This window comes from Corallococcus sp. AB030, from assembly GCF_003668965.1.
GTDB lineage: Bacteria > Myxococcota > Myxococcia > Myxococcales > Myxococcaceae > Corallococcus > Corallococcus exiguus.
The window spans coordinates 13,637-28,359 of sequence record NZ_RAWQ01000142.1; the positions used below are offsets into that span (position 1 = coordinate 13,637).

15 protein-coding genes are annotated in these 14,723 nt (G+C 70.7%); 10 read left to right on the plus strand and 5 right to left on the minus strand.

Annotated elements, in window-relative coordinates; translation table 11 throughout:
* Positions 1-8 precede the first annotated feature (8 nt).
* On the minus strand, positions 9-1,793 hold the full coding sequence (locus D7Y15_RS28780; RefSeq protein ID WP_121754560.1) for a methyl-accepting chemotaxis protein: 1,785 nt from the start codon (positions 1,791-1,793) through the stop codon (positions 9-11).
* Between the two features lie 302 nt (positions 1,794-2,095).
* Here D7Y15_RS28780 and D7Y15_RS28785 point away from each other — a divergent pair, with 302 nt between their 5' ends.
* The gene (locus D7Y15_RS28785; RefSeq protein WP_120577190.1) at positions 2,096-2,305 is read left to right on the plus strand and encodes a CsbD family protein; all 210 of its coding nucleotides are present in this window, start codon (positions 2,096-2,098) and stop codon (positions 2,303-2,305) included.
* An 86-nt stretch (positions 2,306-2,391) separates the two neighbouring features.
* Here the strand turns inward: D7Y15_RS28785 and D7Y15_RS45360 are convergent, their stop codons facing one another.
* Positions 2,392-2,553: a hypothetical protein gene (locus D7Y15_RS45360; protein WP_167548270.1), complete on the minus strand. Its 162-nt coding sequence runs from the start codon at positions 2,551-2,553 to the stop codon at positions 2,392-2,394.
* A gap of 459 nt (positions 2,554-3,012) precedes the next feature.
* Between D7Y15_RS45360 and D7Y15_RS28790 the strand changes: the two genes are divergently transcribed.
* Together D7Y15_RS28790 and D7Y15_RS28795 are read left to right on the plus strand one after the other, a co-directional pair.
* Positions 3,013-3,969 carry a universal stress protein gene (locus D7Y15_RS28790; RefSeq protein ID WP_233605121.1) on the plus strand — a complete coding sequence of 319 codons (957 nt, stop codon included), beginning with the start codon at positions 3,013-3,015 and terminating at the stop codon, positions 3,967-3,969.
* A 37-nt stretch (positions 3,970-4,006) separates the two neighbouring features.
* Positions 4,007-5,872, plus strand: a complete 1,866-nt coding sequence (locus tag D7Y15_RS28795) for an ABC transporter ATP-binding protein (RefSeq protein ID WP_120577192.1) — start codon at positions 4,007-4,009, stop codon at positions 5,870-5,872.
* Positions 5,873-5,876: 4 nt separating this feature from the next.
* Here the strand turns inward: D7Y15_RS28795 and D7Y15_RS28800 are convergent, their stop codons facing one another.
* Positions 5,877-6,236 (minus strand): co-chaperone YbbN, encoded by a 360-nt coding sequence (locus D7Y15_RS28800; RefSeq protein WP_121754562.1) that lies wholly within the window; start codon positions 6,234-6,236, stop codon positions 5,877-5,879.
* Positions 6,237-6,449: 213 nt separating this feature from the next.
* On the opposite strand from D7Y15_RS28800, the gene D7Y15_RS28805 reads away from it, so the two are divergent.
* Complete coding sequence (locus D7Y15_RS28805; RefSeq protein WP_121754563.1) at positions 6,450-7,793, plus strand: SMI1/KNR4 family protein; 1,344 nt, start codon at positions 6,450-6,452, stop codon at positions 7,791-7,793.
* Positions 7,794-7,896: 103 nt separating this feature from the next.
* Here the strand turns inward: D7Y15_RS28805 and D7Y15_RS28810 are convergent, their stop codons facing one another.
* The gene (locus tag D7Y15_RS28810; RefSeq protein WP_120577195.1) at positions 7,897-8,172 is read right to left on the minus strand and encodes a hypothetical protein; all 276 of its coding nucleotides are present in this window, start codon (positions 8,170-8,172) and stop codon (positions 7,897-7,899) included.
* A gap of 114 nt (positions 8,173-8,286) precedes the next feature.
* Entirely contained in the window at positions 8,287-8,934 is a 648-nt protein-coding gene (locus D7Y15_RS28815) for a vancomycin high temperature exclusion protein (protein WP_169822710.1), read from the minus strand.
* A 273-nt stretch (positions 8,935-9,207) separates the two neighbouring features.
* On the opposite strand from D7Y15_RS28815, the gene atpG reads away from it, so the two are divergent.
* From atpG to D7Y15_RS28845, 6 genes are all read left to right on the plus strand, one after another.
* Positions 9,208-10,104: an ATP synthase F1 subunit gamma gene (gene atpG, locus D7Y15_RS28820; protein ID WP_120574795.1), complete on the plus strand. Its 897-nt coding sequence runs from the start codon at positions 9,208-9,210 to the stop codon at positions 10,102-10,104.
* A gap of 308 nt (positions 10,105-10,412) precedes the next feature.
* On the plus strand, positions 10,413-11,858 hold the full coding sequence (gene atpD / locus D7Y15_RS28825) for a F0F1 ATP synthase subunit beta (protein WP_120574796.1): 1,446 nt from the start codon (positions 10,413-10,415) through the stop codon (positions 11,856-11,858).
* A 7-nt stretch (positions 11,859-11,865) separates the two neighbouring features.
* Positions 11,866-12,423, plus strand: coding sequence for a hypothetical protein (locus D7Y15_RS28830; protein ID WP_120574797.1), 558 nt, complete (start codon positions 11,866-11,868; stop codon positions 12,421-12,423).
* A 29-nt stretch (positions 12,424-12,452) separates the two neighbouring features.
* Entirely contained in the window at positions 12,453-12,857 is a 405-nt protein-coding gene (locus tag D7Y15_RS28835; RefSeq protein ID WP_120560927.1) for a F0F1 ATP synthase subunit epsilon, read from the plus strand.
* A gap of 138 nt (positions 12,858-12,995) precedes the next feature.
* A complete protein-coding gene (locus D7Y15_RS28840; RefSeq protein WP_120574798.1) occupies positions 12,996-13,265 on the plus strand; it encodes a hypothetical protein in 270 nt (89 codons plus the stop codon).
* 415 nt (positions 13,266-13,680) lie between these two features.
* On the plus strand, positions 13,681-14,712 hold the full coding sequence (locus tag D7Y15_RS28845; protein ID WP_120574799.1) for an ADP-ribosylglycohydrolase family protein: 1,032 nt from the start codon (positions 13,681-13,683) through the stop codon (positions 14,710-14,712).
* Positions 14,713-14,723: the final 11 nt, after the last annotated feature.

A 14,723-nucleotide genomic window follows, 5' to 3' on the forward strand; every position in this document is an offset into this window, starting at 1 on the left:
CCACACCGCTACGAAACGTACCGCTCCGCCAGCTCCGACACCTGCCCCGTCGCCTGGGCCACCGCCGTCGCCGCCTCCTGCGTCGTGCCCAGCTGTCGCAGCGTCGCGGCCATCAGCTCATCCATCTCACTCACCGCGCTGAACAGCTGATCCACGCCCGCGTGCTGCTGCGCCACGGCTTCCGCAATCTGCCGCACCGCGGACGCGGACTCGTGCGTCAGCTTGATGAGCTCCCGCAGCCGCTCGCCGCTCTTGCGCAGCGGCACCAGCGCCGCCTCCACGCCCGCGGAGCTCTTGTCCGCCGTCACGACCGCCTCGCCCGTCGCGGTCTCCATGCCTTCCAGCAACCCGCGCACCTGGCCCGTCGCCTTGATGGACTGGTCCGCCAGCTCTCGCATCTGCCGCGCCACCACCGCGAAGCCCCGGCCCTGCTCGCCCGCGCGGCTCGCCTCGATGGCCGCGTTGATGGCCAGCATGTGTGACTGGTCCGCCAGCGACTTCACCACCTCCGACACCCGGCCCACCTCGCGGGCGCGCGTGCCCAGGTCCACCACCTGCTGGTTCAGCCCGTGCGTCAGGCCCCGGATGTCGTCGAGCCCCTGCTCCGTGCCCGCCAGCGACTCCTCGCCCAGCTTGCCCATCGCCGCGGCGCGCTCCGCCACCTGCAGGACGCTCCCCGCGCGGCTCGCCGCCAGCTTCGACATCTGCTGGATTTCATGCGCCGTCGTGCGCGCCTGGTGGATGGCCGACGCCTGCCGCGACAGCGTGCGGTTCTGCTGGTCGCTCGCCTCCGTCAGCCGCGTGCCCGCCTTCGCCAGGTGCCCCGCGGAGGAACTCAGCGCCCGGGGCAGCTCCTGCAATTGTTCATAGAGCAGCCACGTGCGCGCGGACAGGTCGCCCAGCTCATCCGTGGACACCCACTGCGGCGGCGCCGCGCGGCCCTCCACCAGCGCGTCCAGCGACGCCCCCACCGCCCTCGCGCCCTGCGCCAGCCGGCGCGCCGCCCACGCCGCCGTGAAGATGGCCCCCAGCGCCGCGAACCCGCCCAGGAACGCCACCGGCAACGTCAGGTCGCGCTGCAATGGCTGGATGCGCGAGCGCACCCGCGCCGCGCCCCGGTACTCGCCCGACAGCTCCAGGTCGTCCGCCAGCGACGACAGGTTCTTCTCCAGCCGCAGCTGCAACGTGGCGATGCTCGTGATGCACGTAATCAACAGCGCGGACACGACGATGGCCGGCAGGAACCAGCTCTGCCGGGGCAGGAACAGCCCTTCTCCAGCGGGGCGCTCGTGCGGCGCGCGGCGGAACGCCTCCAGCGTCACCGCCGCCAGCGCCTTCTCGTAGAGCATGTACATGATGGGCGCGCTGAAGAGCCCCGCGCTCATCGCCACCGCCACGCCCACCAGGATGACGCGCGGCGGCCGGTCCAGCGCCAGACCAATGGCGCCGTTGAAGAAGATGCCGCCCAGGAACCAGCCCGACTGCGCCTCCACGAACGTGAGCACGCCCGGCAGCCGCAACAGCCGTCCCAGCCGCTCCGCGGGGCTCGCCTTCGCCTCCACCGCGTACCGCAACAGCGCGCCCACCGCTCCAATGGGCACCACCAGCGCCAGCCCGCCAATGACGATGGGCGTGACGACGCCCAGCACGAACCCCGTGTGGCTCGCGTCCACGTCCAGCAGCTGCATGTCGACGTAGATGGCCGGCGCCACCGCCACCGTGACGACCAGCGTGCGCAGCAAGAGCAGCTTGAAGAGCAGCGCCTGGGTCGAAGGGGGGGATGGCTGTGTCATCGGGTGACGGATCCGGTTGAACGGCTCAAGCCTGCGGGCGAAGTGCGGATGCGTCAATGCAACGTCTTCGTCTTGCGAGCCAGACTCCCGGGTCTCCGCGAATAACAGGGACGCAACGGGTAGGCAGGGCAGGGCGCGTGTCGTTTCAGCGCGCGCCGCGCACTGTCCATTGCCTGACATTCCGACCTGTCGCGGCCCGAGCAGGGCGACCGTGCGGACGAGCCACCGTCACCTGCCGCCCGCCCATGACGTGCGCACGTTGTCCTCCACAACGATTCACACACCGACGTCAGGAGGACGCCATGGGCGAGTGGACTGACAAGGCCAAGGGCAAGGTGAAGGAAACCGTGGGCGTGGCGACGGGCGACCGTTCGCTGGAAGCCGAAGGCAAGGCGGACACGCTCAAGGGCAAGGTCAAGGGCGTGGTCGAGGACGTGAAGCACGCCATCAAGGACAAGAAGGACGAGCGCGAGGAAGTGCGTCGCGGTGACGCGGATCCGTATCAGCGCTAGCGCCACACCTCACACCGCCGTTGAAACCGTTCGGGCCGCGGAAGCTGATGCTTCCCGCGGCCCGAGCTGTCTTCAGCGGCGCGTGCTCACTGCCGCATCTTCTCGCAGGGACACGCCACCTCCAGGAAGGTGGTGGACTTCCCGCTGAGCATCACCCAGAGGCAGCGCAACACACAGGCTGTCCCGAACTCCCGGTAGATGAGTCCCAGGTTGGAAACCACCTCACGTCCGGTGATGACCCCGCGCATGTTCCCGCTCCCTTGCGACCTGCCGTCCGACCCGCCGCCCATGGCCTCGTGAGAAGCCGGTCAGAGGTCTTTGCAAAGGGCTGGCCGAGCCTCTGAAAACACCCCCATGCCCCAAGGTCCTGCGGTGAACGTCTCAAACCGTTGAAATGGCGGCCCTGAACGCATGCCTGCCCTGGAGTCCTTGAACGAAGCGGTGGGGCGCCCTGAAAACGTTACAGAAACAGGACGGCGTCCAGAGGATGGAAGGCCTGCCCGCCTGCCCTCGCCGGAGCGTCCCGCCGGGCCAGGCCGCTCGCGTGCTCCGCCGCCAGGCTGCGGACCCAGCGTCCCCGCAAAAGACGGGTGGCACATCCGCCGACGGGTCTGAATGTATGTCCATGAGGGCCCGCGTAGGCGGTCAGCCCTTCCGCGCGGTGCGTTCCAGCGGTGAGGTGGAAGGGAGTCGAGATGAGGCCAAACGTGTCTTCCCGAAGGAGTCTGCCGCTGCTGCCCGACGGCGTCCTCCGCGCTCAGCGGGGGCTGCGGCGGGTGGCGGTGGGGTTGGACTTCTCCCTGCAGTCCGAGTTCGCGCTCGCCCGTGCGCTGCGCCTTCCGCTCGCGCACGGAGCGGCCTTCAGCGTGCTGCACGTGAGCCCGCGGTTGGATGGCCACTCCGGCCCGGATGGGACGGTGGACGGCGAGCAGTGCCTGCGCCGGTCGGTGACGTCCGCGGCGAAGCGGCTGCGGCAGCGGCCGGACGTGGACGTGCGCGAGGAGCTGCGCACCGGTGACGCGCCGCACGAGGCGGCGGAGCTGGCCAAGGACCAGGGCGTGGAGGTGCTGGTGGTGGGCTGGCCGCACCTGCCCCAACCGGCGAAGCCGTTGCCGGACGACGCCATGGTGATGCGGCTGGTGCGGGAGGTGGACGCGTCCGTGCTGGTGGTGATGCCGCACCCGGGCCGCGTCTACCACCGGCCCCTCGTCGCGGTGAACTTCTCACGGGAGTCCCGCCGCGCGCTGGAGCTGACGATGCGCCTGTGTCCGGTCTCGACCCCCATCGAGGTGCTGCACGTGGTGGACCTGCGCGAGGAGGAGGCCGCCCTGCGCCGTGAGGATGTCCCCTTGACGCGGCAGCTGGGGCTGCTGCAGGAGCGCGAGGACGCGGCGCGAAGGGCGCTCGGGCGCTTCCTGGCGCCGTACCGGGAGACCGGCCGGGCGCTGGAGATCCGCCTGCGCTTCGGAGACCCGTGCGAGTGCATCCTCGCGGAGGCCCGGGATCGCGACTCGGACCTGCTCACGCTGGGCATGTCCTCCGCGAATCCGCCCACCACGTTGACCGAGGGCGTGCTGCGGCATTCACTCTGCGACGTGCTCATCTCGCGGCACGCCGCCCCGCCCGCCGCCCTGCCGGACGGCGGGGGCGCACCGGCTTCCTGAAAGCAGGGAAGTCCAGCGCGGCGGGCGTCGAGGCGTTATGAGGGGCGGCACCTTGCCACCTCCCACGCCGTCGACACCGCCATCGCTCCGGGCCCGTCTGAAGAACGCGGGCGTCCTCTTCAAGCAGCTGCCCGGCACCTTCCACCTCTTCTGGCGGGCGAGCCCCCGGGGCGCGGTGGTGCTGGGCGTGCTCACGCTGGTGGCGGCGGTGTTGCCGGCGGGCATCGCGTGGGTGGGCAAGCTCATCGTCGACACGGTGGTGGCCGCGGCGAAGGGCGACGTGGCGGCGAACTCGCGCGTGGTGGGGCTGGTGGCCACGGAGTTCGCGCTGATGGTGGCCTCCGCGGTGGTGGAGCGGGGGCTCACGCTCACCAGGGACCTCCTGCGCGCGCACCTGGGCAACCTGCTCAACGAGCGCATCCTCCAGAAGGCGCTGGACCTGGAGCTCAAGCACTTCGAGGACTCGGACACCTACGACAAGATGCAGAACGCGCGGCGGGAGGCGAACGCGCGCCCGCTGTCGCTGGTGATGCAGGCGTTCAGCATCGTGCGCAACGTCATCACCCTGTCCACCTACGCGGTGCTGCTCGTGGCGCTGTCGCCGTGGAGCGTGGTGGTGCTGCTCGCCGCGTCCATCCCCGCGTTCATCGCGGAGGCGCGGCTGGCGGCGGAGGGCTTCCGGCTGTACTCGTGGCGCGCGCCGGAGGGCCGCAAGCTCAACTACCTGGAGTGGATCCTCACGCGTGACAGCACCGTGAAGGAGGTGAAGCTCTTCGGGTTGGGGCCGCTGGTGCTGGGCCGCTACCGCGACCTGTTCCAGAAGTTCTTCGCGGAGGACCGGGCGCTCGCGCGCAAGCGCATGGTGTGGGGCCTGGGCCTGGGCCTCTTGTCGCTGGCGGCCTTCTACGGCTGCTACCTCTTCGTGGCGAGCCGCGCGGCGGATGGCGGCATCTCCGTGGGTGACATGGTGCTGTACCTGGCCGTGTTCCGGCAGGGGCAGGCCGCGTTCCAGGGCATCCTCACCAGCGTGGGCTCCATGTACGAGGACGCGCTCTTCATGAGCAACCTCTTCGCCTACCTGGACATCCCCACGTTGGAGAACGCGCCGAGGCTCCTGCCCGCCGTCTCACCGCCGCGCGGGAGGAGCAACGCCATCGAGCTGCGCGACGTCTCCTTCCGCTACGCGGGCAAGGACGCGTGGGCGCTGCGCAACGTGAACCTCACGCTCAAGCCCGGCCAGAAGCTGGCGCTGGTGGGGGAGAACGGCGCGGGGAAGAGCACGTTGGTGAAGCTGCTCCTGCGCATGTACGAGCCGACCGAAGGCCAGATTCTCTACGGCGGCGTGGACACGGCCCAGATGGGCGCGGACGACCTGCGCGGCCGCTTCGGGGCGGTGTTCCAGGACTTCGTGCGCTACCAGTTCAGCGTGTCGGAGAACATCGGCCTGGGACACGTGCCCGCGCTGGAGGACCGGCCCGCCATCGAACGGGCGGCGGAGCAGGGCGGGGCGAGCTCCGTCATCGCGACGCTGCCGTCCCAGTACGACACGATGCTGGGGGGCTGGTTCGAGAAGGGCCAGGAGCTGTCCAGCGGCCAGTGGCAGAAGCTGGCGGTGTCGCGCGCGTTCATGCGCGACGACGCGGAGGTGCTCATCCTGGACGAGCCCACGGCCAGCATCGACGCGGAGGCCGAGCACGCCCTCTTCGAGCGCTTCCAGGCGCTGGCCGCGGACCGCATCGCCATCGTGATTTCGCACCGCTTCTCCACGGTGCGCATGGCGGATCAAATCGCCGTGCTCCACAACGGCACGGTGCAGGAGCTGGGCAGCCACGACGAGCTGATGGCGCTGGACGGGCGGTACGCGCACCTGTTCCGGCTGCAGGCGCGCGGCTACCGGGACTGAGGGCTCAGGCCTGGGCCTTGGCGCCGCCGGGCAGGTGGTCCCGGATGACGCCCAGGAAGTACGGCTTGCCGTAGTACTGGCTCATCTTCCCCAGCAGCTTCCCGTCGCGGAACAGCAGGAAGGTGGGGATGCCGTACAGGCCGAAGCGGGTGGCCAGTGCCTCGTGCTCGTAGGCGTTGACCTTGACGACGCGCATGGGGGCGCCGTCCAGCTCCTTGAGGAGCTCCGGTTCGGCGGCGGCGTAGATGTCGCAGTTCGGGCAGCCGGGGCCCCAGAAGTCCACCACCACCAGCTCGTCGCGGGGCTCCATGACGAGCGAGTCGAAGGTCTCGGTCGTCGCCTCGGTGCTTACGGGATGCGCCATGGGCCCTTCCTAACGCCCGGGGGACTGGGCTTCCATGCGGGTTGCCTGGACCCGGGGCAGGCGGCCTGGAGGGATGGAGGGGCGGGCGTGTCAGGTTGTCCAGGTATGTCTACAGGACGTCGGGTGGACGAAACCCGACATGCACACTGCTCACGAGGGCCCAAGGCGCCGTAAGGTGCGAGCCCTGGTGGCTGTCGATGTCGTGGAGGGGTCATGCACGAGTGGTTGGAGGCACTGCGCAAGTCGGCGAAGGCGACCTCGGTGGGTGTGCAGGTGGAGGAGGTCCGCCGCGCGGAGACGGAGTGCGGCGTCCCGTTCCCCGAGGACCTGGCGGACCTGTACCAGGCGCTCAACGGCGGTGAGTTCCAGGGCGAGGTGCGGCTGTTCCCGCTGCGTGGCGAGGAGGGGGCGCCCAGCGTCCTGGAGAAGACCCGGCTGATGGTGGTGGGCCTGCCCGCGGCGGGAGTGTGGCGCTTCGGGCTGAAGGGGGCGCACCGGCACCTGTTCGTCGCGCGCAAGTCCGCGATGGAGGAGCAGGGGGACGGCGGCGGGCCGCTGCCCGGCTGGGTGGACGCGCTGGACGGGGACACCTGGGTCTTCGGCACCTGGGACGGCGAGAAGAAGGAGATGCGGCTGTACCGCGCGCTCAAGGACATGCTCGAGGTGCTGATTCCGCCCGTGGAAGAGGTGGAGAGCTTCGGGGAGCGGACCTTCGCGCGCGCCATGAACGCCGTGCTCCAGGGCGCGCTGTCCGGTGCTGCCGCGCAGGCGGAGGAGGACGAGGAGGCCCCCGCTGGCCGTGGCGGCGACTACTCGAGCGCCCTGGCCGCCCTGGCCCGTGACGCGGACGAGGACGAGGAGGAGGAGCTCGAAGCCGCGGAGTCCGCCGACGAGGAGGCCGAGGTGTCCAGCGAGGAGGAGCTGGAGGCGGAACTGGCCGAGGACACCGGTGAGGAGGAGGCCGAGCCCGCCGAACAGGAGGAGCTGTTCGAGGAGCCCGAGCCCAAGCGCCCCGCCGTGAAGAAAGCCCGCCGCGAGAAGGCTGTCACCGAGACGCCGTCCGCCCCCGCGAAGAAGTCCACGGGCAAGGCCGCCACGAAGAAGGCCGAAGCCGCCGAAGCGGAGGCGCCGACCGAAGCCGTCTCCACCAGGGCGGGAGCGCGCAAGGCGGCTGGCGAGAAGGCCACCGCGAAGAAGGCCGCGCCTGCACGTGGGGCCGAGAAGAAGGCCACGGGCAAGGCCACCGCGAAGAAGGCCGCGCCCGCGCGTGGGGCCGGGAAGAAGGGCGCCACCGCGAAGAAGGCCGCCGCGAAGAAGGCTGCCACCGCGAAGAAGGCCACGGGCAAGGCTGCCGCGAAGAAGGCCGCCGTGAAGAAGGGCGCCGTGAAGAAGGGTGCTATCCCGAAGAAGGGCGCCCCCGCGAAGAAGGCCGCCGTGAAGAAGGGGGCTGCCCCGAAGAAGGCCGCCGCCGCCAAGAAGGGCGCATCCACGCGCGGGGCCGCCAAGAAGGCCACGGGCAAGGCCGCCGCGAAGAAGTCCTCGCGCCGTCGGTCCTGAGCCGCACGGGGCCTCCCTCGGAGGCCCCGCCTGAAAACAAGGGGCGCGTCCCATGTCCTGGGACGCGCCCTGTTCTTACACCGCACCCGCCTGCTGGACCCGGCTACCCCTCGGGCAGCAGGTCCGGCGACTGGGCGCGCGGGCCGGGTTCGTCGGGCTGCGCGGTCAGCTCGCGCTCCTCTTCCTCTTCATCCCCCCGGCCGAAGCGCTGGATCTGATCCGGCAGGATGTCCCGCGCATCCGCCTCCTCCTCCATGGGGGGCGACAGCGCCAGGTCCTGGTCCGTGATGTTGATCTCATCCTCTCCGGTGTCCGGGTTCCGGTGGCGCAGCGAGGTGGACTCGCCCACATCCTCGTCTCCGAGCTTGTTGAACTTCATGGGGTCTCCTCGACAGGGACGGTTGAGAAAAGCTTCCGTGTCCCCACGAAAATGGGCCCCCCGGACGCGAGCGGCAATGGACGCCGCCCGCCTGCCTGGCGGGCCCGGCCCCCGTCAGCGAGGAGCCGTCGGCGGCTGGCCGTCAGTGCTGCCGGGCTTCACCTCCAGCAGCACCATCCCCAGCGCCAGCACCCGGGAGAGCGTCTCGCGCACCGTGTAGCGCCAGGGAGTCGCCCGTCCCTCGTCCGCCGCCACGCCCCACGCGTCGATGCCCACCGAGTTGGCGATGAAGAGCGCCCGCGACAGGTGGAAGCGCTGCGTGACGAGCACCGCCCGGTTCGCGCCGAACACCGAGTGCGCCCGCAGGCAGCTGTCGTAGGTGGACAGCCCCGCCTCGTCCCCCACCACCGCGTCCTCCGGCACCCCGTGCTCCAGCAGGTAGCGCCGCATGGCCCGCGTCTCGTTGTGGAAGGGCGCGGAGTTGTCCCCGCTTACCAGCAGCGACCGGACCTTGCCCTGCCGCCAGAGCGCGATGGCCGCGTCCAGCCGCTGCGCCAGCACCGGCGACGGCACCGCGCCCGGCGCCAGCCCCGCCCCGAACACCAGGGCCACGGGGGCCTCCGGAGCCACGGCCAGCGGCACGATGCGGCCCTGGTAGCGCAGGCGCACGAAGTGGGACAGACCCAGCAGGACGGCCAGGGCCAGCCCGAGCAGCCCCAGGCCCCTGCGTACCCACACCCTGGTCGTGCCGCCAGCCTTCATGGACCCCGCGGAACAGTCGGAAGGGGCCATTCTCTTCCGGCGCCCCCCGCCCGGAAAGCACCATGGGCGGCCGGCTGATGGGAACTGGTCACGCCCGCCCGGCCCCCGGACGGCTGTGGCAGCGGGCTTTGGCGGCGGGCAGGGGCCCCCGGTCCGGGCACCCCGCCGTTGACCGGCCCCCGCCCCGCCTATATAGGGGGCCCGCCGTCCCTCATGGCCAGCCCGGGCTGTCACGGGGCGCGCGCCGCACGTCTTACGAGGAGTTTCCGGTCCATGGCGTCCCTTCGCGACATCCGCAAGCGCATCCGCACGGTGAAGAACACGCGGCAGATCACCAAGGCCATGAAGATGGTCTCCGCCGCGAAGCTCCGGAAGGCGCAGGACGCCATCCTCGCCGCCCGCCCGTACGCGCAGACGCTGGAGCAGATCATCTCCGAGCTGGCCGTGCGCTCCGCCGACCAGGAGCTGGCGCACCCGCTGCTCGCCTCCCGCCCCATCCGCCGCGTGGAGCTCCTGCTCCTCACGTCCGACCGCGGCCTCGCCGGCGGCTTCAACTCCAACGTCATCCGCCGCGCCAACCGCTACCTGTACGAGAACAGCGACCTCCAGGTGCGCGTCTCCACGGTGGGCCGCAAGGGCAACGACTTCTTCCGCAACCGCGGCCAGTCCATCCGCAAGGACTTCGCCGGCCTGTACGCGACGCTGAACTACCGCTCCGCCGCCAACGTCGCGGAAGAGCTGGCCGCCGCCTTCCTCAACGACGAGGTCGACGCGGTCTACGTCGTCTACAACGAGTTCGTCTCCGCCATCACCCAGAACGTGGTCGTGTCGCAGCTGCTGCCGCTGCAGCCCGCCACGGCGAAGGCCGCCGCCACGCCCACCCCGGAGAGCGTGACCTCCGCCCCGGCCCTGGTGGACTTCAAGTACGAGCCGTCCCGCCAGGCCGTGCTGGACCGGCTGGTGCCCCAGGCGGTGAACATCAAGCTGTACCGGGCGCTGCTGGAGAGCGTGGCCAGCGAGCAGGGCGCGCGCATGAGCGCCATGGAGAACGCCACCAACAACGCCACGGACATGATCTCCAGCTACACCCTGATCTACAACCGCACCCGCCAGGCGGTCATCACCAAGGAACTCATGGAGATCGTCTCCGGCGCCGAGGCCCTCAAGTAGTCCGCCTCCCGTCCGGCCGCCTCTCCAGAAGGGCCCGTTGCTTCGCGCTTCCACGAGCGCCGGAGGCACGGGCCCTTCGTCGTTCCTGGCCCCCCACCGGGCAGGCGTCACAGAAGGGCACCTCAAGGGACTGGCGTACGGGACACCGCTCCGCTAAGCGGGACTTACGTGCGCGGACCCGGGAGGCTTGACCCTGCCGGGCACCCCCCGGTAAAGGGGGCCCGCCCACACCCCTCTTCGGGGTTCGATTTCCTGACGGGCGGCGGCGCCCCGGCCGCTCGCCACACGAGACAAGGCAGAGGAGTCCCATGAGCGCTCAAGTCCCGACGACTGGCAAGATCACGCAGGTTCTCGGCCCCGTGGTCGACGTGGAGTTCCCGCCCGGCGGGCTCCCTGAGGTGTACGCCGCCCTCAAGCTGACCAACCCCAACCTGGGCGCGGAGAAGGACAACCTCACCATCGAGGTGGCGCAGCACCTGGGCGAGAACACCGTGCGCTGCATCGCCATGGACTCCACCGAGGGCCTGGGCCGTGGCATGCCGGTGCGCAGCACGGGCGCCCCCATCCAGGTGCCGGTGGGCAAGGCCACCCTGGGCCGCATCATGAACGTCACCGGCGACCCGGTGGACGAAATGGGCCCGGTGAACGCCACCGAGTACTGGCCCATCCACCGCGCGCCCCCTCCGTTCACGGAGCAGGACGTGCGCGTGCAGATGTTCGAGACCGGCATCAAGGTCATCGACCTGCTCGCCCCCTACACCCGTGGCGGCAAGATCGGCCTGTTCGGCGGCGCCGGCGTGGGCAAGACGGTGCTCCTGCAGGAGCTCATCCGCAACGTGGCCGTGGAGCGCGGCGGCTTCTCCGTGTTCGCCGGCGTCGGTGAGCGCACCCGCGAAGGCAACGACCTGTACCACGAGATGCAGGAGACCAAGGTCATCCAGACCGACAACCTGGAGAAGAGCCAGGCGGTCCTCGTGTACGGCCAGATGAACGAGCCGCCCGGCGCCCGCGCCCGCGTGGCCCTCTCCGCGCTGACCATGGCGGAGTACTTCCGCGACGTGGAGGGCCGTGACGTGCTCCTCTTCGTGGACAACATCTTCCGCTTCACCCAGGCCGGCTCGGAAGTGTCCGCCCTCCTGGGCCGCATCCCCAGCGCGGTGGGTTACCAGCCCACGCTCGCCACGGAGATGGGCGGCCTGCAGGAGCGCATCACCTCCACCACCAAGGGCTCCATCACCTCCGTGCAGGCCATCTACGTGCCCGCGGACGACCTGACGGACCCGGCCCCCGCGACCGCGTTCGCCCACCTGGACGCGACCACGGTGCTCAACCGCTCCATCGCGGAGCTCGCCATCTTCCCCGCCGTGGACCCGCTGGACTCCACCAGCCGCATCCTGTCCGCGGACGTGCTGGGCGCCGAGCACTACGCCGTGGCCCGCCGCATCCAGGGCATCCTGCAGCGTTACAAGGAGCTCCAGGACATCATCGCCATCCTCGGCATGGACGAACTCTCCGAAGAGGACAAGCTGTCCGTGGCGCGCGCCCGCAAGATCCAGCGCTTCCTGTCCCAGCCGTTCTTCGTGGCCAAGGTCTTCACGGGCCTGGACGGCCGCTACGTGGCGCTGAAGGACACCATCCGCAGCTTCAAGGAGATCGCGGAAGGCAAGCACGACGAGCTCCCGGAGTCCGCCTTCTACATGGTGGGCGCCATCGAAGAGGCTCAGGAGAAGGCCCGCAAGCTGGCGGCGGCGTAAGACTCCCATGCGCCTGACCGTCGCGCTCGCCCTGCTCGTCTGTGGTGCCGCGCCTTCCGCCCTGGCGGAGGAGCGCGGCAGCCGGGCACGGGTGAGCGCGAATGGCCTCTACAGCGTCCGCTCGGTGGACGTGGGCGTGGGGAAGTGCCGGCTGGAGGTGCTCAAGGAGAGCGGGCCCCACTGGTCGGCGGACGTGTGCGTGGGGACGGTGGATGACCTCTACTTCGCGTCCAACGACGGGGAGAAGGTCTGGGTGGTGTACCCGCTGGTGGAGAAGGGCAAGCCGGTCCCCAGCAAGGGCAAGAAGAAGGCGAAGGGCCAGAGCCTGGCGTGGGCGCGGGTGATGGTGGCCGCCCAGTTCGACCGCACGGGGCAGAAGCTCCAGGAGCGGCGGCTGACGGAGCTGATGACGACGAAGCAGCTGTCGGAAGTGCGGCAGCTGGCCCACCACCTCAAGTGGCTGGAGGGCACGCTGGGCATCCCGGGCAGGGGCCCGCGCCTGACGGACGCCGGGGTGGTGGAGTTCGAGCCGGTGGGCGTGAAGACCCAGCGGCTGACTTTCTGATGCGGTAGTGCGGTAGCACGAGGACCTTCATGGCCAAGCTGACTGTCGAGATCGTCACCCCCGAGAAGCGCATCCTGTCCGTGCAGGCCGACGAGGCCATCGTGCCGGGCGGAGAGGGCCTGTTCGGCGTGCGTCCCGGCCACACGCCGTTCCTGTCGCTGGTGGAGCCGGGCACGCTCACCCTCATCGAGGCGGGGAAGCAGGACCGCTACTTCGTGGCCGGCGGCTTCGTGGAGGTGAGCAACGACAAGGTGCTGGTGCTGGCGGACGCCGCCGAGCACGTCAACGGCATCGACGTCGCGGGTGCCCGCCGCCGCATGGAAGAGGCCCAGGCGCGCCTCAAGGACCTGAACGCCGCGGACGCGCGCTACGCGCTGGAGCAGGCCGCGGTGCGCCGCGAGGCCGCGCGCATCAGCGCCTCCGAGTCCCGCTAGGGATTCACCCGCGCGCCCCTTCCCGGGCGCGCGTGCGGTACCGGAAGGGTGGTGCTCCGAATCCCCGCGGACGTGGGGACCGGCGCTCCACCCTTTTCGCGTTCCGGGGCTTGGACGAAGCATGATGCGGCTCAAGTCATGAGCACGCCCGAGTCGCCCGTCCTGGAGCTGTTCCACCGCATCGCGGATCCGCCGTCCGCCACCGCGCGCCGCTTCGTCACGGACCACGCGCTGGAGGACCGCGTGCGCTTCCGCAACCTCACCTACGAAGAGGTGGAGAAGGACTGGCGCGAGCGCGGCGGCCACACGTCCCCCGCGCTGTGGGACGGCTCACGGCTGCACCAGGGCGCGGAGGCCGTGGTGGCGCGGCTGATGGCGGTGGTGAACCTGGGCCGCGACGACGCGTGATCCGCGCGTGCATCGCGTGGACGAAGTGAAGTCGTGCGCGTCAAGGTGAACACCTGAGCCCGTGGGCAGCGCACGCGCACGAGGCCACCCGTGCGTCCCTTTCGGTCCATGCGCAGCATTCGAAGTTGGACATGCACGCGTGCTCGCGCGTTTCAACAGGCCCGCCTGCTTGCTGAAACGCAGCGGGATGCGATAGCTACCGCGCCCCCGGTTGCGCCGTGGTTGCGGCGGAGGAGGCGGACAGTGGCGACGCGCGTGGTGCAATCCAGCGGGACCTTTCTTGTCCAGCGCTCCACCGCAGCCACTCCGTGCACGTCAAGGCCCCATGATCGATCCGCCATCGCGTCGCGCACCATCGCAGCGTTCATCTCGGTGCTCGTCCTTGGCTGAGGCTCGGGTAATCTCTGCTCCTCCGATGCCGCTGACTCCCGCAGACCGCCAGGACCGTTTTCATGCGGCATTCCTGGGGCTCGCCATCGGGGATGCGCTCGGCTTTCCGCTGAGGGGCATCCCCCCGGCGAGCCTGGCGCGGCTGCCCGGCCTGGCGGAGGACTTCGCGCCCCGGCCGCGCGGCAAGTTCGCCAAGGGCCAGTTCAGCGACGACACGCAGCTCTTGCTCGCGGCCGCGGAGAGCGTCATCCGCGAGGGCAAGGTGGACGGCCGCAGCGCGGCGCTGCACCTGGCGTGGCTGTGGCAGGAGGGCATCATCCTCCAGCCGCCGCGCAGCCTGTCGGAATCGCTGCAGCGCCTTGCGAGCGGCACGCCGTGGATGAGCGCGGGCGCGCCCCTGGGCACCCGGTGCCCGTCGGTGCTCAGCCGCGCGCTGGTGGTGGGCCTCTTCGAAAGCGGTCAGCGCGCGCGCCTGCCGCACGACGCGGGCGTGCTCACCGTCATCACGCACAAGGACCCGGTCTGCGCCGCCGCCGCCGCCGCGTTCGCGCAGGCCGTGGCGCTGGGCATGGAGCAGGAGGCCCTCACGCCCGCGGCTTTCTGCGAGGCCCTGGCGCTGTCCGCCGCCGTGCACGACAAGAACCTGGCGGAGGAGATCCGCCACCTGCCGCGCCTGCTCACCTGGGACACCCAGCGCGCGCTCAACCAGCTGCGCAAGGTGGGCGTGCCCCCCAGCGAGCTGAAGGGCGTGGACGGCCTGCCGTGTCACGTGGTGCCGGTGCTGCTCACGTCGCTGTACGCGACGCTGAAGGTGCCGCACGACTTCCGGGAGGCCGTGGTCCTCACGCTGCGCTGTGGCGGCGAAGCGGACGTGGCCGCGGCCCTCACCGGCGCCCTGCTGGGCGCGCACCTGGGCACCCGCGCCATCCCGGCCCGCCTGCGCAAGCAGGTGCTGTACGCGGAGAACCTGCTGGACACCGCGGACCGCCTGTTCCGGGCCCGCCAGGTGCGCGAGACGCTGGCCACGGCCATCGCGCATCAGAAGAGCCGCCGCTAGTCGCCTGGCCC